The 17,207-nt window shown below is 74.9% G+C and carries 18 protein-coding genes; 10 read left to right on the forward strand and 8 right to left on the reverse strand.

Features of this window, described 5'->3' with window-relative positions:
• Positions 1 to 144 precede the first annotated feature (144 nt).
• The 4 genes from HUT12_RS10405 to HUT12_RS10420 all read right to left on the reverse strand — a co-directional run bounded on the left by HUT12_RS10405 (position 145) and on the right by HUT12_RS10420 (position 2,507).
• Positions 145 to 402, reverse strand: coding sequence for a hypothetical protein (locus tag HUT12_RS10405; protein ID WP_131052393.1), 258 nt, complete (start codon positions 400 to 402; stop codon positions 145 to 147).
• A gap of 151 nt (positions 403 to 553) precedes the next feature.
• Complete coding sequence (locus HUT12_RS10410; RefSeq protein WP_176093242.1) at positions 554 to 1,015, reverse strand: SRPBCC family protein; 462 nt, start codon at positions 1,013 to 1,015, stop codon at positions 554 to 556.
• Between the two features lie 49 nt (positions 1,016 to 1,064).
• Entirely contained in the window at positions 1,065 to 1,481 is a 417-nt protein-coding gene (locus HUT12_RS10415; protein WP_176093243.1) for a DUF2795 domain-containing protein, read from the reverse strand.
• 45 nt (positions 1,482 to 1,526) lie between these two features.
• Positions 1,527 to 2,507, reverse strand: coding sequence for a YihY/virulence factor BrkB family protein (locus HUT12_RS10420; protein WP_176093244.1), 981 nt, complete (start codon positions 2,505 to 2,507; stop codon positions 1,527 to 1,529).
• A gap of 148 nt (positions 2,508 to 2,655) precedes the next feature.
• On the opposite strand from HUT12_RS10420, the gene HUT12_RS10425 reads away from it, so the two are divergent.
• Positions 2,656 to 3,057 carry a ChaB family protein gene (locus HUT12_RS10425; protein ID WP_131052389.1) on the forward strand — a complete coding sequence of 134 codons (402 nt, stop codon included), beginning with the start codon at positions 2,656 to 2,658 and terminating at the stop codon, positions 3,055 to 3,057.
• 71 nt (positions 3,058 to 3,128) lie between these two features.
• On the opposite strand, the gene HUT12_RS10430 is transcribed toward HUT12_RS10425, so the two are convergent.
• A complete protein-coding gene (locus HUT12_RS10430; RefSeq protein ID WP_176095723.1) occupies positions 3,129 to 4,562 on the reverse strand; it encodes an aldehyde dehydrogenase in 1,434 nt (477 codons plus the stop codon).
• Between the two features lie 69 nt (positions 4,563 to 4,631).
• Between HUT12_RS10430 and HUT12_RS10435 the strand changes: the two genes are divergently transcribed.
• Positions 4,632 to 6,245 carry an NAD(P)/FAD-dependent oxidoreductase gene (locus tag HUT12_RS10435; RefSeq protein WP_176093245.1) on the forward strand — a complete coding sequence of 538 codons (1,614 nt, stop codon included), beginning with the start codon at positions 4,632 to 4,634 and terminating at the stop codon, positions 6,243 to 6,245.
• 54 nt (positions 6,246 to 6,299) lie between these two features.
• On the opposite strand, the gene HUT12_RS10440 is transcribed toward HUT12_RS10435, so the two are convergent.
• Together HUT12_RS10440 and HUT12_RS10445 are read right to left on the reverse strand one after the other, a co-directional pair.
• Positions 6,300 to 7,067 carry a polyprenol monophosphomannose synthase gene (locus tag HUT12_RS10440; RefSeq protein ID WP_176093246.1) on the reverse strand — a complete coding sequence of 256 codons (768 nt, stop codon included), beginning with the start codon at positions 7,065 to 7,067 and terminating at the stop codon, positions 6,300 to 6,302.
• A gap of 86 nt (positions 7,068 to 7,153) precedes the next feature.
• The gene (locus HUT12_RS10445) at positions 7,154 to 7,600 is read right to left on the reverse strand and encodes an SRPBCC family protein (protein ID WP_176093247.1); all 447 of its coding nucleotides are present in this window, start codon (positions 7,598 to 7,600) and stop codon (positions 7,154 to 7,156) included.
• 214 nt (positions 7,601 to 7,814) lie between these two features.
• Here HUT12_RS10445 and HUT12_RS10450 point away from each other — a divergent pair, with 214 nt between their 5' ends.
• The 8 genes from HUT12_RS10450 to HUT12_RS10485 are packed head-to-tail and all read left to right on the forward strand — an operon-like array spanning position 7,815 to position 16,397.
• Positions 7,815 to 9,473: an HAD-IIIA family hydrolase gene (locus tag HUT12_RS10450; RefSeq protein ID WP_254877042.1), complete on the forward strand. Its 1,659-nt coding sequence runs from the start codon at positions 7,815 to 7,817 to the stop codon at positions 9,471 to 9,473.
• Positions 9,470 to 10,441 (forward strand): glycosyltransferase, encoded by a 972-nt coding sequence (locus HUT12_RS10455; RefSeq protein WP_176093249.1) that lies wholly within the window; start codon positions 9,470 to 9,472, stop codon positions 10,439 to 10,441. The genes HUT12_RS10450 and HUT12_RS10455 overlap by 4 nt, the downstream gene beginning before the upstream one ends.
• The gene (locus tag HUT12_RS10460; RefSeq protein WP_131056821.1) at positions 10,432 to 11,646 is read left to right on the forward strand and encodes a glycosyltransferase; all 1,215 of its coding nucleotides are present in this window, start codon (positions 10,432 to 10,434) and stop codon (positions 11,644 to 11,646) included. The genes HUT12_RS10455 and HUT12_RS10460 overlap by 10 nt, the downstream gene beginning before the upstream one ends.
• Positions 11,643 to 12,341, forward strand: coding sequence for an SIS domain-containing protein (locus HUT12_RS10465; RefSeq protein ID WP_176095724.1), 699 nt, complete (start codon positions 11,643 to 11,645; stop codon positions 12,339 to 12,341). Before HUT12_RS10460 ends, HUT12_RS10465 begins: the two co-directional genes overlap by 4 nt.
• A gap of 10 nt (positions 12,342 to 12,351) precedes the next feature.
• Complete coding sequence (locus HUT12_RS10470) at positions 12,352 to 13,788, forward strand: PfkB family carbohydrate kinase (RefSeq protein WP_176093250.1); 1,437 nt, start codon at positions 12,352 to 12,354, stop codon at positions 13,786 to 13,788.
• On the forward strand, positions 13,785 to 14,480 hold the full coding sequence (locus HUT12_RS10475) for an SDR family oxidoreductase (RefSeq protein ID WP_176093251.1): 696 nt from the start codon (positions 13,785 to 13,787) through the stop codon (positions 14,478 to 14,480). Before HUT12_RS10470 ends, HUT12_RS10475 begins: the two co-directional genes overlap by 4 nt.
• Positions 14,477 to 15,430: a glycosyltransferase family 9 protein gene (locus tag HUT12_RS10480; RefSeq protein WP_176093252.1), complete on the forward strand. Its 954-nt coding sequence runs from the start codon at positions 14,477 to 14,479 to the stop codon at positions 15,428 to 15,430. Before HUT12_RS10475 ends, HUT12_RS10480 begins: the two co-directional genes overlap by 4 nt.
• On the forward strand, positions 15,414 to 16,397 hold the full coding sequence (locus HUT12_RS10485) for a DNA topoisomerase IB (RefSeq protein ID WP_131055891.1): 984 nt from the start codon (positions 15,414 to 15,416) through the stop codon (positions 16,395 to 16,397). Before HUT12_RS10480 ends, HUT12_RS10485 begins: the two co-directional genes overlap by 17 nt.
• A gap of 4 nt (positions 16,398 to 16,401) precedes the next feature.
• Here the strand turns inward: HUT12_RS10485 and HUT12_RS10490 are convergent, their stop codons facing one another.
• The gene (locus HUT12_RS10490; protein ID WP_254876771.1) at positions 16,402 to 17,160 is read right to left on the reverse strand and encodes a TetR/AcrR family transcriptional regulator; all 759 of its coding nucleotides are present in this window, start codon (positions 17,158 to 17,160) and stop codon (positions 16,402 to 16,404) included.
• Positions 17,161 to 17,207 lie beyond the last annotated feature (47 nt).

Below are 17,207 nucleotides of genomic sequence, written 5' to 3' on the forward strand. Positions count from 1 at the left end.
CCGAATCTGTCCGACCCGTCCGAATCCCGACCCGTCCGGCTGACCCAATCGCCGCCGATCATGGGCGTGTCGCCTGGGCGTGAGGCGCTGCACGCGTCTGTCCCCCGATGTGACGCCCCGATCGGCGGCGGCCGAGGGCTGGTGTCAGAGCGTGTCCGGGCCGGTGCGTCCGGTGGTGGAGGGGCGGTGCGCGCGGTCGGGGTCGGTCGGCTCGCGCCCGGTGCCGGGCACCTGGGAACCTCGGTCGGCGGCTTCCGGCCCATGGCCGAACGCGGCCTCCTCACCGGCGTCGTTGCCGGTCACGTCGTCGGACTGCCCGTCGAGCGTGGATCGGGCGACCGCCCGGTCCAACTCCTCCAACGGCAGCCGTTCCTCGTCACGCCACACCCTGTCGTCGCTCATACCCTCGCCCTACCCCCACCCGCACCCGCCAAACGGCACCCCCGGCGGCGCCCAGACCTGCGGCGCGGCCCGCCGACGCACGACGACCCGCGCCGACAACGGCGACGGCCGCCGGGGTGAGCGGCGGCCGTGGCGGGAGGTACGCGAGGGATCAGGGCTGGGGTCGGTCGACGCTGCCCCGCCAGGCGCCGGTCTCCTGCCCGCGTCGCTCGATGAACTGCTTGAAGCGTTGCAGGTCACCCTTTGCCCGGCGGTCCACGACGCCCAGCTTGTCGCCGGCCTGCTCGACGACACCCTGCGGGTCGAACTCCAGTTGGAGGGTGACCCGGCTGTTCTGCTCGTCGAGCCGGTGGAAGGTGACCACCCCGGCGTGCTTGGTGCCGCCGGTCGAGCGCCAGGCGACCCGCTCGTCGGGAAGCTGTTCGGTGATCTCGGCGTCGAACTCGCGCGTGACGCCGGCGATCTCCACGGTCCAGTGGGTGAGCGTGTCGGAGAGCTGTCGGACCTCCTCGACGCCCTCCATGAACTGGGGGAACTCCTCGAACTGTGTCCACTGGTCGTACGCCGTCCGGATCGGGACGGAGACGTCGACGTGCTCGGTTACACCACTCATCAGGATCCTCTCCTGCGCCGGTGCGGGGGGTGGCCGCAGAAGGCCATCCTCACCAGCGCGTCGTCTCGTTCTTGTGGCCGAGCGCGGCCCAGACCTCGGACACCGTCTGGTACCGGGTGCCCTCCGGCAGTCGCTCCAACTCGGCGAGCAGGTCGTCCGGCGCCTCGTTCTCCCGGGCGTTGGCGAGCAGGGCCGCCCGGTCCCCGGGCAGGGCGGTCATCGTGATGAACCGTCCCAACCGGCTGCGAGCCTCCACGTCCCCGGACGTCATGCCCTGCGGCGTGCCGCTGCGGGTCTCGCCGCCGACGACCGTGGTCGTCTCCGGCTGGTCCTCGCCCGCAGGCTCCGGCACCCGGGACTCGTCGACCCGTGAGCCACCGGTCCCCGGCCCCTGGACCAGGCCGCTGACCTCCTGCTCCATCTGTTCGTCGACTCTCGGTGCGTGCTTGCTGCTGCCGCGTTCCATGCCTTCTGCGCTACCCGGCCCGGTGGGCGGTAAACCGGCGCCGGGTCACGAGGGGGCCGGTGACCGGGGCGGCAATACCGGCTCCTCGGCGTCGCGCACGCCGGACTGGATCACCCGTCCCCGCTGCAACTCCGCGTTGATCTGCACGCCGAGCAGCAGGGCGGAGTTGGACAGGTAGAGCCAGACCAGGAACGCGATCACCGCGCCGAGGCTGCCGTACGTGGTGTCGTACGAGCCGAAGTTGGCCACGTAGAGGCCGAAGCCGAAGGAGCCCAACGCCCATGTGGCCAGCGCCACCGCCCCACCCGGGGTGAGCCACCGGAACCGGGGCTGGCGCACGTTCGGCGCCACCCAGAACAGCAGGGACATCAGCAGCATCGCGATCATCGCCAGCGCCGGCCACTTCACCACCGACCAGGCCGTACGGGCCGCACCTCCGGCGCCCACCAGGTTGCCGACCGCGTCCGCGACCGGCCCGCTGACGATCAGACCGGTGGCCACCACGGCGAGCAGCACCAGCGACACCGCCGCCAACCCGATCTGGATCGGCCGCAGCTTCCACACCGGCCGCCCCTCGGTCACCCCGTAGATGGTGTTCGAGGCGCGGGTGAACGAGGCGATGAAGTTCGACGCGGACCAGAGCGCGCCGAGCAGACCGAAGCTGAGCAGTACCCCGGCCGAACTGTTCTGCTCCACCACGCCCCGGACCACGCCGACGAAGCTCTCGTTGGCCACCACGGACCCCGCGCCGACGTCCCGGGCCAGGTCGAGCATGGTGTCGACGGTGCGTTCCCCGTCGGAGACCAGCCCCACCAGGGCGACCACCACGACGGTGGAGGGGAAGAGCGCGAGCACGCCGTAGTAGGTGAGCGCGGCGGCCCAGTCGGTGCAGTTGTCCTGGACGTAGTTGCGGCCGCTGCGGACCAGCACACCGCGCCACGTCGACCAGTGCAGCTGCCGGATCCGGCCGGGTAGCGCGGACACCGGCGGGTCGGCGGCCGGGGCGTCCGGGTTCGTCGTGGTCATCACCGCTCCCTGGTGGCGGCCGGCACCGGTTACGCCGGGTGGCCCGGCCGGTACCCCCGCACGCGCGACGGCAAACCGGTGCCGAGGTTTAGCGCCGCGTGGACCGGGAACGCCAGTCGGAATGACCCGACCACGGAGGAGGATCGAGATGCCCGGGCGCGAGGTACTGCCCAGCACGCTGCGGCGCTCCCCGGAGAAGGCACAGCGCACCTGGGAGAAGACGCACGATTCGGCCGTCGAGACGTACGGCGAGGGTGAGCGGGCGCACCGGACCGCCTTCGCCGCCGTGAAGCACCAGTTCGAGAAGGTGGGCGACCACTGGGAGCCCAAGGGTCGCAAGGGCCCGAGCGACCGGCAGGCCGCCGGGGGTGGTCCGGAGCGGCGGGCACCCACGGCCGGCGGGGTGGACGCGAACGCCCCCAAGGAGCACCTGATGGCGCGGGCCCGTGAACTGGACGTGCGGGGCCGGTCGAGCATGACCAAGCCGGAACTGGTCACGGCCATCCAGAAGGCCAACAACCGGCAGACCGCCAAGGCACGCGGCGACTGACCGTCGCGCCGAGGGCCCCGACCCGCCGTCACGCGCCGGGTCGGGGCCCTCGACGTGCGGGTACGCGGTCCTCACCAGTGCCCGCCGCCGGGAGCCTCGATGTGCACCGCCTTGGTGGCGGTGAACTCGTCGAGCAGTTCCGGCCCGTAGCCGAAACCCTGACCGCTGCCCCGACGCGGGTGGGCCGCCCCGGCCGGGGCACCGCCGAAGACCGCGTTCACCTTCACCGTGCCCACCGGCAGCTCCCGCCACGCCCGCTGGGCGTGGCTCATCGACCCGGTCAGTACGGTCGCGGCCAACCCGTACGGCGAGTCGGCGGCACACCGCAGCGCCTCGCTGAACGAGTCGACCACGACGACCGGTGCGACCGGCCCGAACGTCTCCTCCCGGACCAGCGCCATGTCGTGCCGACAGTTGTCCAGCACGGTGGCCGGGTAGAAGGCGCCCGGTCCCTCCGGCAGCGTCCCGCCGACACGGATCCGTGCCCCGTCGGCGACCGCCGCCGTCACCTGCCCGTGCACCTGGTCGCGGTGTCGCCGGTCGACGAGCGGACCCAGGTCGGTGGCGGGATCGCGGCCCGGCCCGACGCGCAGCGCCGCCGCCCGCTCCACCAGCGCGGCGACGAAGTCCTCGGCCACGTCGCGGTGCGCGTAGACGCGCTCCACCGCCACGCAGATCTGGCCCGCGTTGGCGAACGCGCCGGTCGCGGCCTGCCCGGCGGCCCAGACCGGGTCGACGTCCGCGTCCACGATCAGCGGATCGCTGCCGCCGTTCTCCAGCAGCACCTTGGCGCCGCTGCGGGCGGCTGCCGCGGCGACGGCCCGGCCGGTGGCGGTCGACCCGACGTGCGCCACCACGTCCACCTCGGCCCCGGCGAGCGCCGCCCCGGTCTCCGCGCCGCCGGTCAGCAGCGAGAGCACGCCGGCCGGGAGCGCCGAGTCGACGGCGCGGGCCAGCAGCCATCCGGTCGCCGCAGTGCGTTCGCTCGGCTTGTGCAGCACCACGTTGCCGGTGACGAGGGCGGCACCGAGCAGCCCGCACGACACCGCCACCGGGTCGTTCCACGGGGTGATCACGGCGACGACGCCGCGCGGCTGCGGTGTCATGAAGTCCAGGGCGTCGGGCGTGCCGTGCAGGGTCCGCCCACCCCGGGTCGGGGCGAGTTCGGCGTACTGCCGCAGGGTGGCGATGCCGGCCTCGACGCCGCCCCGCGCGTCGGCGAGCGGCTTGCCCATCTCGGTCGTGGTCGCCTCGGCCAGCTCGTCGGCGACGGCGGCCACCGCGTCGGCGGCCCGGTGCAGCGCGGCGGCCCGCTCGGCCGGGGGCGTCGCCGCCCACTCGGCCGCCACGCCGCGCGCCGCCGCGACGGCCTTGTCGACCTCGTCCGAGGTGGCGACCGGCGCGCCGGTCACCGGGGCACCGGTGGCCGGGTCGTGCACCACCAGGTCACCGGCCTCCCCGCCGGCCCCCCACACCCCACCGATGAGCTGCGCAACCGTGTACATGGCGCGCTGCATGCCCCGATGGTCGGCGGGCAAACGTTTCGCCCGGTTGAGCCCGGGTAGCGTCGGTGGATGACGTCGTCCGGTTCTCTCGGCGCCGAAACAGCCGACGCGGTGGTCGTCGGCGCCGGCCACAACGGTCTGGTCGCCGCGAACCTGCTCGCCGACGCGGGCTGGGACGTGCTGGTGCTGGAGGCGACCGGCGCGCCGGGTGGCGCGGTGCGCTCGGCCGAGGTGACCTCGCCCGGCTACCTCAGCGACCTCTACAGCTCCTTCTACCCGCTGGGCTACGCCTCGCCGGTGCTGCGCGGGCTCGACCTGACCCGGTACGGGCTGGCCTGGCGGCACGCCCCGGACGTGCTGGCCCACCTCTTCCCGGACGACCGCGCCGCGCTGCTCAACCGCGACCCCGACGTCACGGCGGCGTCGTTGGAGGAGTTCGCGCCCGGCGACGGTGAGCGCTGGCTGTCCGCGTACGCCGAGTGGCAGCGCATCGCCGACCCGATGCTGGACCTGATCACCACCCCTTTCCCGCCGGTACGTCCCGGGTGGGACATGCTGCGTCGGCTGCACACCGGCGGTGCGTTGCGGCTGGCCCGGCGGATGGTCCTGCCGGTGCGTCGCCTCGGCGAGGAGATGTTCCGCGGTGCCGGTGGACCGGCGCTGCTGGCGGGCTCGGCGCTGCACACCGACCTGTCCACCGAGGACGCCGGCTCCGGCGTGTACGGCTGGCTGCTGGTCATGCTCGGCCAGCAGGTCGGCTGGCCGGTGCCGACCGGCGGGGCGCAGAAGATCACCGACGCGCTGGTGGCCCGGCTGGCCGAGCGGGGCGGCCGGATCCACTACGACGCCGGGGTGGACCGGGTCCTGGTGGCCCGGGGGCGGGCGATGGGCGTCCGCACCGCCGACGGCGGGCGGTACCGGGCGCGTCGCGCGGTCCTGGCCGACGTGCCCGCGCCCGCGCTCTACCTGGACCTGGTCGGCGCGGCGGCGCTGCCGCCGAGGCTGGTGGCGGACCTGGAGCACTTCCGGTGGGACGGTTCGACGCTGAAGGTGGACTGGGCGCTGTCCGGGCCGGTGCCGTGGACCAACCGGCGGCTGGCCACCGTCGGCACCGTGCACCTCGGAGCGGATCTCGGCGGGTTGACCGGGTACGCCGCCACGCTCGCCCGAGGTGAGCTGCCCCTCGACCCGTTCCTGCTGGTCGGGCAGATGTCGGTGGCCGACCCCAGCCACTCCCCGCCGGGCACCGAGTCGCTCTGGTCGTACACGCACCTGCCGTTCCGCCGGCACTGGCGCGGCGAGGACGTGCTGGGTCACGTGGAGCGGATGGAGGCGGTGCTGGAGGCGGCCGCGCCCGGTTTCCGGAGCCTGGTGGTGGGGCGGCACGTGTTCGGGCCGGCCGATCTCGAGGAGGCCAACCCGAGCCTGGTCGGCGGTGCCATCGGTGGTGGCACCGCCGCGCCCTACCAGCAACTGTTCCTGCGCCCGGTGCCCGGACTGGGCCGCGCCGACACCCCGGTCGACCGGCTCTTCCTGGCCAGCGCGTCGGCGCATCCCGGTGGCGGGGTGCACGGCGCGCCGGGGGCGAACGCGGCCCGCGCCGCGCTGGCCCGGGACCGGACGCTCACCGGCGGTGCCTACCGCCGGGCCGTGGACACCGCCCACCGGGCCGTGTACCGCTGACGCGTCGCGGCGACCGGCCACCTCGACGCGGCCGGTCGCGTGTCGCGCGGTGGCTCAGCGCTCGATGCCGCGATGCCGGGTACGCAGCTTGAACGGCATCAACGCGCTCTCGATCTTGGTAGCGGTGGTCATCTTCGAGTCGCCGTCGCGCCGCTCCTCGAAGCGGATCGGCACCTCCAGGATGGTGTGCCCGAGCTTCGTGGCGAGGTAGTGCATCTCCACCTGGAAGCTGTAGCCGTTGGACTGCACCCGCTCCAGCCCGATGTCGCGCAGTGCGTCGGCCCGCCAGATCTTGAACCCGGCGGTCAGGTCCCGGATGCGGACCCGCAGCAGCGTGTGCACGTACAGGTTGGCCCAGCCGCTGAGCGCCCGGCGGTACAGCGGCCAGTTCTCGTCCAGCTCGCCACCGGGCACGTACCGGGAACCGATCACCACACCGGCCTGGGTGGAGAGCAGCGCGCCGAGCATTCCCGGCAGCGCCTCCGGCGGGTGTGACAGGTCGGCGTCCATCTGGGCCACGTACTCGGCCCCGCCGTCGAGGGCCCGGCTGATCCCGTCCACGTACGCCCGGCCGAGGCCCTCCTTGCCCGGCCGGTGCACGACCTCGATCCGATCGGGGTGCTCGATGGCCAGTTTGTCCGCCACCTCGCCGGTGCCGTCCGGGGAGTTGTCGTCCGCGACCAGCACCTTGAGGCCCGGCAACGGCAGGGCGAGCAGGCGCTCGACCAGCAGTGGCAGGTTGCCCGCCTCGTTGTAGGTAGGTACCACGACGGTCAGGAGCGCGTCCCCCCACGGCGTGGGTAACTGGACGGGTTCGATCATGGAGGACATCCTCGGTCTGCGGACAGGCTTCCCCGAGAGCGTAGCCACTTGTCCGTTCCAGGGGGAATCGGCTCCCCCTGGCCAGGTCAGTCCGGCGTCTTCTGCCGGCGGGCGATGTCCGCGAGCCGACTCAGCGTCTCCTTGTTGCGCTGGTGCAGCACCACGTCATTGACCTTGGTGCGCAGCCAGCGCAGCGGGCCGGCGGCGAAGTCCTCGCCGAGCAGCACCCGGGTGGTGTGCGGCCCGACCGGTTCCAGGGTGAAGACCACCACCCCCTCGCCGGCCGGCCAGAGCTTCACCCGCAGCACCAGCTTCCGTTCCGGCTCGCACTCCAGCACCTGGGAGGAGTCCTCCAGGGAGAAGGGCCAGGGGCCGGCCCGGTGGTGCAGCCGGGTCCCCACCCGGGGCCAGTCGTCGTCGACGTCCCGCATGTGCGCGGTGCCGACCACCCAGTCGCTGTAGGTCCACCCGTCCGCCAGCACCGCCCAGACCTGCCGTACCGGTGCCTCGATGTTCCGTTCCACGATCGCCACGAACAGGCCGTACCCAGGTGGGCGGCCCGGCTAACGGCACCACGGGTTAGCTTCTCGGGGGCCGTGGGTAAGGCCACCCGCGAGCGGCGGTGCGCTGGTCGGCGTGGAGTACCCGTCGACCACGTCCCGGGCGACGTTTACTCCTCGGGGCGCCGGGAACCCGCCGCCCGTGCGACAGGACCGTGGGGAGCCGGATCAGCGCAGGTCAGCCGGGGTGCTGACCGGCGTCGACCGGTCCGGTCCGGTCTTGTTCGACGCGGTGCTGCTGGACCGCGACGGCACCCTGGTCGAGGACGTGCCGTACAACGGCGACCCGGACAAGGTGCGTCCGATGCCCGGCGCGCGGGCCGCGCTGGACCGGTTGCGCGCCGCCGGCCTGCGGCTCGCCGTGGTCACCAACCAGTCCGGGCTGGCCCGGGGCCTGTTCACCGAGGCGGACCTGCACCGGGTGCACCGTCGCGTCGAGGACCTGCTCGGCCCCTTCGACTCGTGGCAGGTGTGCCCGCACGACGACGGGGACGGCTGTGCCTGCCGCAAGCCCGCCCCCGGGCTGGTGCACGCCGCCGCCCGGGCACTCGGCACCGTACCCGCGCGCTGCGTCATGATCGGCGACATCGGCCGGGACGTCACCGCGGCGCTGGCCGCCGGTGCGGCGGGCATCCTGGTGCCCACACCGGTCACCCGCGCCGAGGAGATCGCCGCCGCCGGGTGGCTCGCCGCCGACCTGCCGTCGGCCGTGGACGAGATCCTGCGCCGTCAGCAGGCGCTACGCCCGGCCACGCCACGGCCGACCGGTGCGGGACGGGGGCGGACGGTGCTGGTGGTGCGCGCCGACTCGGTCGGGGACGTGCTGGTCACCGGCCCCGGAATCCGGGCCGTGGCCGCCGGTGCGGACCGGGTGGTGCTGCTCTGCGGCCCGCGCGGCCGGGCCGCCGCCGAGATGCTGCCCGGCGTCGACGAGATCGTGGAGCACCGGCTGCCGTGGATCGACCCCGCGCCCGGTCCCGTCGACCCGGCCGAGATGGCCGCGCTGACCGCCCGGTTGGCTGCCGTCGCCGCCGACGAGGCGGTCGTCTTCACCTCGTTCCACCAGTCGCCGTTGCCGCTGGCCCTGCTGCTGCGGATGGCCGGTGTCCGGCGGATCGCCGCGATCAGCGACGACTATCCGGGAAGCCTGCTGGACGTCCGGCACCGGGTGCCGGCCGGTGTGCCGGAGGCCGAACGCGCCCTGTCGCTGGCGGCCGCCGCCGGGTACGCGCTGCCCGCCCACGACGAGCCGCGCCTGCGACTGCGTCCGGCGCTCGCCCCGCCGCCGGAGACCGGCGCACCGGGCTACGTGGTGCTGCATCCGGGTTCGGACGCGCCGGCCCGGGGCTGCCCGCCGGAACTGGCCGAGCGGATCGCCCGGGACCTCTCCGCCGCAGGCCACCGGGTGGTGGTCACCGGCGGTCCGCAGGAACGGGACCTGACCGCCCGGGTCGCCGGCCGGTACGCCCACGACCTCGGCGGCCGGACCGGGCTCGCCGAGCTGGCCGCCGTGGTGGCCGGTGCCGGCGCGCTCGTGGTCGGCAACACCGGCCCGGCGCACCTGGCCGCCGCCTCCGGGGTGCCGGTGGTCAGCCTCTTCGCCCCCACCGTCCCGTTCGGGCAGTGGGGTCCCTGGCGGGTGCCGACGGTACGCCTCGGCGACGCCGCCGCCGGATGCCGCGACACCCGCGCCGCACGCTGCCCGGTGCCCGGTCACCCCTGCCTCAGCGGGATCTCCCCGGGCGCGGTCGTCGAGGCGCTCCGGCTGCTGGGCGTACCGCCGGACCGGGTGCCCTCCCGCCCGGTGGTGTCCCGTGCGGCGGTATCCACCGGAGGCGGCCGATGAACATCCTGCTCTGGCACGTGCACGGTTCGTGGACCACGTCGTTCGTGCACGGCAAACACCGCTACCTGGTCCCGGCCACCCCGGACCGGGGGCCGTACGGGCTGGGCCGGGCACGGACGTACACCTGGCCGGAGAGCGCCGCCGAGGTGAGCCCGGAGCAGTTGCGCGACACCGAGGTCGACGTGGTCGTCCTGCAACGCCCCGAGGAACTGGAGCTGGCGCAGCGGTGGCTGGGTCGTCGGCCCGGCCGGGACGTGCCGGCGGTCTACGTCGAGCACAACACCCCGAAGGACGGGGACGTGCCGCACAGCCGCCACCCGATGGCCGACCGCGACGACCTGCTCGTCGCCCACGTGACCGCCTTCAACGAGCTGTTCTGGGACACCGGAACGACCCGGACCGCCGTCGTCGACCACGGCATCGTGCCGCCGACGGTGGAGTACACCGGGGAACTGGACCGGCTGGCCGTGGTGATCAACGAACCGGTGCGCCGGTGGCGGGTCACCGGCACCGACCTGCTGCCCCGGTTCGCCGAGATCGCCCCGCTGGACGTCTTCGGCATGAAGGTGGCCGGGCTCGCCGACCACCTGGGCCTGCCCGCCGACCGCCTCACCAGCCACGACGACGTCCCGCAGCACCGGATGCACGCCGAGTTGGCGCGCCGCCGGGCGTACCTGCACCTGTGCCGGTGGACCTCGCTCGGGCTGAGCCTGATCGAGGCGATGAGCATCGGCATGCCGGTGGTGGCACTGGCCAGCACCGAGGCGGTGATGGCCGTGCCGCCGGACGCCGGTGCCCTGGACACCCGCGTCGAGGAGCTGCTGGAGGCCGCCGGCCGGTTCGTCGCCGAGCCGCAGGTGGCCCGGCTCGCGGGACAGGCGGCCCGGACCGCCGCCCGGGAACGCTACGGCCTCGACCGTTTCCTCGCCGACTGGGACCGGCTGCTGGAGGAGGAAGTATGCGGATAGCGATGATCTCGGAGCACGCCAGCCCGCTCGCCATCCTGGGCGGGGAGGACGCCGGCGGCCAGAACACGCACGTCGCGGAACTCTCCGCCGCGCTCGCCGCGGCCGGGCACGACGTCCGCGTCTACACCCGGCGCGACGCGGTGGACCTGCCGGTGACCGTGCGCAGTCCGGACGGCTACGACGTGGTGCACGTACCCGCCGGGCCGGCCGAGCCGGTGGCCAAGGACGCGCTGCTGCCGCACATGCGCGCGTTCGGCGCCTGGCTGGTGGAGCGCTGGCGCGGCGACTGGACGCCCGAGGTGATCCACGCGCACTTCTGGATGAGCGGGCTGGCGGCGGTGCAGGCCGGTCGGCAGGTCGGGGTGCCGGTGGTGCAGACGTACCACGCACTCGGCACGGTCAAGCGCCGTCACCAGGGCGTCCAGGACACCAGCCCGGCCCGGCGGATCGGCTACGAACTCCAGCTCGGCCGCTCGGTGGACCGGGTGGTCGCGCAGTGCCGCGACGAGGTCGGCGAACTGGTCCGGATGGGGGTGCCCCGCTCGGCGATGACGGTCGTGCCGTCCGGGGTGAACCTGGGCACGTTCGCCCCGCTCGGCCCGGCCGCCGAGCGGGAGCCGGGACGGCCCCGGATCCTCACCGTCGGGCGGCTGGTGGAACGCAAGGGCTTCCAGACCGTGGTCCGCGCGATGGCGCACGTGCCGGACGCCGAGTGCGTGGTGGTGGGCGGCCCGCCCGCCGGGCTGCTGGAGACCGACCCGTACGCCCGGCGGCTGCGCGCGTTGGCCCGTAGCTGCGGGGTGGCCGACCGGGTCCGGCTGGTCGGCGCGGTGCCGAGGGAGGAGATGGGCCGCTGGTACCGGTCGGCGGACATCCTGGTCGCCGCCCCCTGGTACGAACCGTTCGGCCTGACCCCGCTGGAGGCGATGGCCTGCGGGGTGCCGGTGGTGGCGACCGCCGTGGGCGGGTTGCGGGACACCGTGGTCGACGGGGTGACCGGGGACCTGGTGCCGGCGCGGGACCCGAGGGCCCTGGGCGAGGCGCTGGCCGGGCTGCTGGACGACCGGATCCGCCGGTTCGCGTACGCGGGCGCGGCGCGGGCACGGGCCCGGCAGCACTACTCGTGGACGGTCACCGCGGAACGTCTCGCCGAGGTGTACGCCGAGGTGGCCGCCGTGCACCGGCCGACCCGGGTGGTGGCCTGATGCCGGGGCGCAACCCTCTGGAGACGCACCTGGCGCACCTGGCCGCCGCGCTGCCGCCGTACCGGCGGTGCGAGCCGCTGCTGGTCCGGTGGGGGGCCGCCCTGGCGCAGCACCTGACCGCCGGGGGCCGGTTGCTGGTGGCCGGTAACGGGGGCAGTGCCGCCGAGGCGCAGCACCTCACCGCCGAGCTGGTCGGCAAACTGCGCGAGGACCGGCAGCCGCTGTCCGCCATCGCCCTGCACGCCGAGACCTCGGCGTTGACCGCGATCGGCAACGACTACGGCTACGACGAGGTCTTCGCCCGGCAGGTCCGCGCGCACGGCCGCCCCGACGACGTCCTGCTGCTGCTCTCCACCAGCGGCGGCAGCACGAACCTGCTGGCCGCCGCGCGGGCGGGCCGCCAGGCCGGGCTGCGGTGCTGGGCGTTCACCGGACCGGCGCCCAACCCCCTCGCGGACGCGTGTCACGAGGCGCTCGCGGTGGACTGCCCGGACTCCCAGGTCGTGCAGGAACTGCACCTGGTCTCCAGTCACCTGCTCTGCGAGTACGTGGAGTTGGCGATGGCCGAGCGGCCGACGGTGGCGTACGTGGAGCCGGTGGTGCCGGCGGCGTCGGACGCACCGGCGGCCGGTCCGGTCCGCGCCGGGGTCGAGGTGGTGCTGGACGGTGGGGCCGGCCGACCGGTCGAAGCATGAGGAGGCAAGTGTGAGGGGACCCGTGGTGGTGGTCGGCGACACCCTGCTCGACCGGGACGTGGAGGGCGTGGTGAACCGCCTCTGTCCGGACTCGCCGGTCCCGGTGCTCGACGAGACCGCGCACGTCGACCGGCCCGGCGGGGCCGGGCTCGCCGCCGTCTTCGCCGCCGCGCAGGGCGCCGAGGTGGTGCTGGTCACCGCGCTGGCCGACGACGCCGGTGGAGCCCGGCTGGGAGTGCTGCTGGCCGCTGCCGGGGTGCAGGTGTACCCGTTGCGGCTGGCCGGTTCCACTCCGGAGAAGATCCGGTTGCGGGCCGGCGGACGGGTGCTGCTGCGCCATGACCGGGGCGGCGGCGCCCAGACGCCGGGCGAACCCGCCGAGGCGGTGCTGCGCGTCATCGAGCGGGCGTCGGTGGTGCTGGTCAGCGACTACGGCCGGGGGGTGGCACGGCAGCCCGCGCTGCGGGCGGCCCTGGCGGCGACCCGGGCCCCGGTGGTCTGGGATCCGCACCCCCGTGGCCCGGCGGCGGTGCCCGGGGTGCACCTGGTGACACCGAACGAGACGGAGGTGCAGGAGCTGGTGGAGGCGCCGGCCGCCGCCACCCGGCTGGCCACCGCCGCCGACGGTGCCGAGCGTCTGCGGCAACGCTGGCGGGCCGGTGCGGTGGCGGTGACGTTGGGCGCCGACGGCGCGTTGCTCAGCCACGCCGGGTCGACGCCGCTGGTGGTGCCGACGCCGATGGCCGCCGAGGGTGACACCTGCGGCGCGGGCGACCGGTTCGCGGTCGCCGCCGGCCTGGCCCTGGGCCGGGGTGCGCTGCTCTCCGAGGCGGTGCAGGAGGCGGTGACCGAGGCGTCGGCGTACGTGGCGGACGGGGGCGTGGCGACCGCGTTGCCGCCGCCGGTGCGGCGGGCGCCGCAGGCGGTGCACACGGCGGTGGGCGGTGACCGGGTCGGGGTGGCGGCAGCCGCCGCCGCGGTCGCCCGGGTCCGCGCCGCCGGGGGGACGGTCGTGGCGACCGGAGGCTGCTTCGACCTGCTGCACGCCGGTCACGTGGCGACCCTCCAGGCCGCCCGGCAACTCGGTGACTGCCTGGTGGTGTGCCTCAACTCCGACACCAGCGTCAGCGGCCTGAAGGGCCCGGACCGGCCGGTCGTGCGGCAGGACGACCGGAGCCGCCTGTTGGCGGCGCTGAGCTGCGTGGACGCGGTGATGATCTTCGACGAGTCGACCCCGGCGGCGGCCCTGTCCTGGCTGCGGCCGGACATCTGGGTCAAGGGCGGGGACTACGCCACCGGCGGCGGGGACGGTGACTGTCTGCCCGAGGCCGAGATCCTGCGCCGCTGGGGCGGCCACACCGTGGTGGTGCCGTACCTGGACGGCCGGTCCACCACCGAGATGATCGCCGCGACGGCCGCCCGTACCGGCGTGGGGGTGTCCCGATGAGCGCGCCCGGCACCGGCCGCACCGTGCTGGTCACCGGCGGATCCAGCGGGTTGGGCGCGGCCGTGGTGGCCGCGGTGGCCCGCTCCGGCGGGCGGCCCCTGGTGCTGGACCGGCAGGCGCCCGGCGACGGGGTCGCCTGGGTCGAGTGCGACCTGGCCGACACCCGGGCGGCGGAGGCCGCCACCCGGCAGCTCGCCGAGCGGGAGGGCGGTCTCGACGCGGTGGTCACCGCCGCCGGGGTGGACGTGCCCGGCCGGTTGGCCGACGTGCCCGGCGAGACCTGGGACCGGATCGTCGCGGTGGACCTGCTGGCCACGGCGGCGGTGATCCGGGCCGCGCTGCCGTTCCTGGAGGCCGCCCGGGGCAGCGTCGTCACGGTGGCGTCCACGCTCGGGGTGAAAGCGGTCAGCGACGCCACGGCGTACTGCGCGGCGAAGTTCGGCGTGGTCGGGTTCACCCGCGCGCTCGCCGCCGAGCTGGCCGGGTCGGTGAACGTGACGCTGCTGGTGCCGGGCGGCATGCGGACCGCCTTCTTCGACGACCGCGACGCGCAGTACCGGCCGGGGCCGGACGCGATCCTCAACGACCCGGCGCACACCGCCGCCGCCGTGATGTTCGCGCTCTCCCAGCCGGCCGGCTGCGCGGTCCGCGAGATGGTGGTCTGCGCCGAGCAGGAGACCTCGTACCCGTGATCCTGGCGCTGCGTGCCCTCGGCGTCGGTGACCTCGCCACGGCGGTCCCGGCGGTGCGGGCGTTGCGGGCGGCGTACCCGGACCGGGAACTGGTGCTCGCCGCGCCGGCCTGGCTCGGCCCGCTGGTCGAGCTGGTCGGCGGCGTGGACCGGCTGCTGCCCGCCGACGGTCTGGACCGGCTGGGGACTCCCGGCGGGCCGGTGGAGGTGGCGGTGAACCTGCACGGCCGGGGGCCGCGTTCGCACCGGCTGCTCGCCACCACCGGCCCGGACCGGTTGTTCGCCTTCGCCGACGCGCGGGCGGACCACGCCGACGGGCCCGGGTGGGACGAGGAGGAGCACGAGGTGGCGCGCTGGTGCCGGCTGCTGCGCTGGTACGGGATCCCGACCGACCCGACCGACCTGGACCTGCGACGGCCGGCGTCGGGGACGATGCCGACCGGCGTGACGGTGCTGCATCCGGGCTCCAAGGTGCCGGCCAAGCGCTGGCCTCCCGGGCGGTACGCGGCGGTGGCCCGGGAGCTGACCGGCCGGGGACACCGGGTGGTGCTGACCGGCGGTACCGGGGAGCGGGCCACCGCCGTACGGGTCGCGGACGAGGTCGGGTTGCCCGCCGACGCGGTGCTGGCCGGGCGGACCGACCTCGGGCAGCTCGCCGCCCTGGTCGCCGGTGCGCGGCTGGTGGTCAGCGGGGACACCGGAGTGGCGCACCTGGCCACCGGCTACCGCACCCCGTCGGTGGTGATCTTCGGTCCGGTCCCGCCCGCCCGATGGGGGCCGCCGCCGGAGCGACGACGACACCGGGTGCTCTGGGCCGGACCGGCGGCATCCCCGGGCGGGGACGGGGTAGACGGTCATCCGGCGGTCACCGCCGTCGGGGTCGACGCGGTGCTGGCCGCCGTCGAGGAGGTGGAACGGGTGGTGCGGGCGGATCGTGCGGTTGCGGCGTAGTGATCCGGGTCGGCCGGGATACGGCCGCCGGCGACGCGGTCCGGGCTGGTCGTTCGTCGACCCGCGCGGCGAGCCGGTGCGCGACCCGGACGACCTGGCCCGGCTGCGTGCCCTGGTCATCCCGCCGGCCTGGCGCCAGGTGTGGATCTCGCCGCACCCGAACGGGCACATCCAGGCCATCGGGACCGACGCCGCCGGCCGCAAGCAGTACCTCTACCACCCGATGTGGCGGCAGCGGCAGGACGAGGCCAAGTTCGAGCACGTGCTGGAGGTGGCCCGCCGGCTGCCGGTGCTGCGCGAACGGGTCGGCCACGACCTGACCGGGCGCGGGCTGCGCCGCGAGCGGGTGCTGGCCACCGTGACCCGGCTGCTCGACATGGGCACCTTCCGGGTCGGCAGCGACCAGTACGCGGCCGGGGACGACCCGACGTTCGGCGTCGCCACCCTCCGCCCCGAACACGCCCGGTCCCGCCAGGGCTGCGTGGTCTTCGAGTTCCCGGCGAAGGGCGGCATCGAGCAGGTGCGTCGGGTCTCCGACCCGGAGCTGTGCCGGGTGCTCACCCATCTGCGTCGCAGTCGCCGGGCGGCGGACCGGTTGTTCGGCTACTGGGACGGCCGGCAGTGGCGCGACGTGCGGGCCGACGAGGTCAACGACTACCTGCGCGACGCCAGCGGCGGCGAGATGACCGCCAAGGACTTCCGCACCTGGCACGCCACCGTCCGGGCGGCCACCGAACTGGCCGTCCTCGGGCAGCCGAGGTCGGTCACCGCCCGTCGGCGCGCGGTGGCCGGCGTGATGCGCGAGGTGGCGGAGCTGCTCGGCAACACCCCGACGGTGGCCCGGACGTCCTACGTGGACCCGAGGGTGGTCGACCTGTTCCACGACGGTGTGGTGGTGCCGGTCACCCGGGACACCGACCGCGAGCAGGCCGAGCGCGCCGTGCTCGACCTGCTGGACCGGTCCTGACCGGTCACCGGCCGCCCGCCGTACGCGTCCGGATCATCGCCTCGACTCCGTCGAGCACGCGGCCGAGCCCGAACCGCCACTCGGCGTCGACGTAGTCCTCGTCGTCGTCGCCCTCGGCGATCAGTTCGTGGATCGCCGGGTACGGCCCGTCGGCGGTGAGCCGGGCCAGGTGCCGCCAGTAGTGCAGGCCCACCTGTTCGGGGGTCTGCCCGCTGCGCACCGCCGCCTCCACCAGGTCGGCGGTGGTGGTGGCCCAACTCCGGGCGTACCCGCTGACCAGCATGATGGTGGAGACCCGCTCGGTGCCGCGCAGGCCGGTGCCGGCCAGGGCGACGAGCCCGTACTCCAGCCAGCGGACCTGGTTGGGGTTGATCGGCGGGCCGCTGATCGGCACGTGCCGCATCCATGGCTGTCGGCGTAACGCCTCCAGGTTCCCCTCGGCCCACCGGGTCAGCGCGGGACGCCACCCCTCGTCCGGGGCACGTGGGCGCGGGGGCGGTCCGTACGCGGTGTCGACCATGAGGTCGAGCAGGTCGTGCTTGGTCGGCACGTACCGGTAGAGCGACATCGTCGACGCGCCCAGCTCGCGGGCGACGCGGCCCATCGACACCGCGCCGAGCCCCTCCGACTGGGCGACCTGGATCCCGGCGGCGACCACCTGCTCCAGGCTGAGGCCACGCTTCGGGCCACGGCTCGGACGCTCGCGCAGCCCCCAGGCGAGCGCGACGTTCTCGGGCAGTTCGACCTCGGGGCCGTCGCTCACTTCCACCTCCACCGGACCGGCTTGACCCTCATCCTAACTTCTGCGTA

Origin of the sequence: Verrucosispora sp. NA02020 (genome assembly GCF_013364215.1) — a bacterium.
In the GTDB taxonomy this organism is placed as follows: domain Bacteria; phylum Actinomycetota; class Actinomycetes; order Mycobacteriales; family Micromonosporaceae; genus Micromonospora.

What these genes read in the sequence shown, in the direction of transcription:
- HUT12_RS10435 (WP_176093245.1), top strand. Translation starts at nt 4,632, where the DNA reads ATGACGTCGTCCGGTTCTCTCGGCGCCGAAACAGCCGACGCGGTGGTC.
- HUT12_RS10405 (WP_131052393.1), bottom strand. Translation starts at nt 402, where the DNA reads ATGAGCGACGACAGGGTGTGGCGTGACGAGGAACGGCTGCCGTTGGAG.
- HUT12_RS10455 (WP_176093249.1), top strand. Translation starts at nt 9,470, where the DNA reads ATGAACATCCTGCTCTGGCACGTGCACGGTTCGTGGACCACGTCGTTC.
- HUT12_RS10425 (WP_131052389.1), top strand. Translation starts at nt 2,656, where the DNA reads ATGCCCGGGCGCGAGGTACTGCCCAGCACGCTGCGGCGCTCCCCGGAG.
- HUT12_RS10475 (WP_176093251.1), top strand. Translation starts at nt 13,785, where the DNA reads ATGAGCGCGCCCGGCACCGGCCGCACCGTGCTGGTCACCGGCGGATCC.
- HUT12_RS10420 (WP_176093244.1), bottom strand. Translation starts at nt 2,507, where the DNA reads ATGACCACGACGAACCCGGACGCCCCGGCCGCCGACCCGCCGGTGTCC.
- HUT12_RS10460 (WP_131056821.1), top strand. Translation starts at nt 10,432, where the DNA reads ATGCGGATAGCGATGATCTCGGAGCACGCCAGCCCGCTCGCCATCCTG.
- HUT12_RS10430 (WP_176095723.1), bottom strand. Translation starts at nt 4,562, where the DNA reads ATGTACACGGTTGCGCAGCTCATCGGTGGGGTGTGGGGGGCCGGCGGG.
- HUT12_RS10410 (WP_176093242.1), bottom strand. Translation starts at nt 1,015, where the DNA reads ATGAGTGGTGTAACCGAGCACGTCGACGTCTCCGTCCCGATCCGGACG.
- HUT12_RS10415 (WP_176093243.1), bottom strand. Translation starts at nt 1,481, where the DNA reads ATGGAACGCGGCAGCAGCAAGCACGCACCGAGAGTCGACGAACAGATG.
- HUT12_RS10440 (WP_176093246.1), bottom strand. Translation starts at nt 7,067, where the DNA reads ATGATCGAACCCGTCCAGTTACCCACGCCGTGGGGGGACGCGCTCCTG.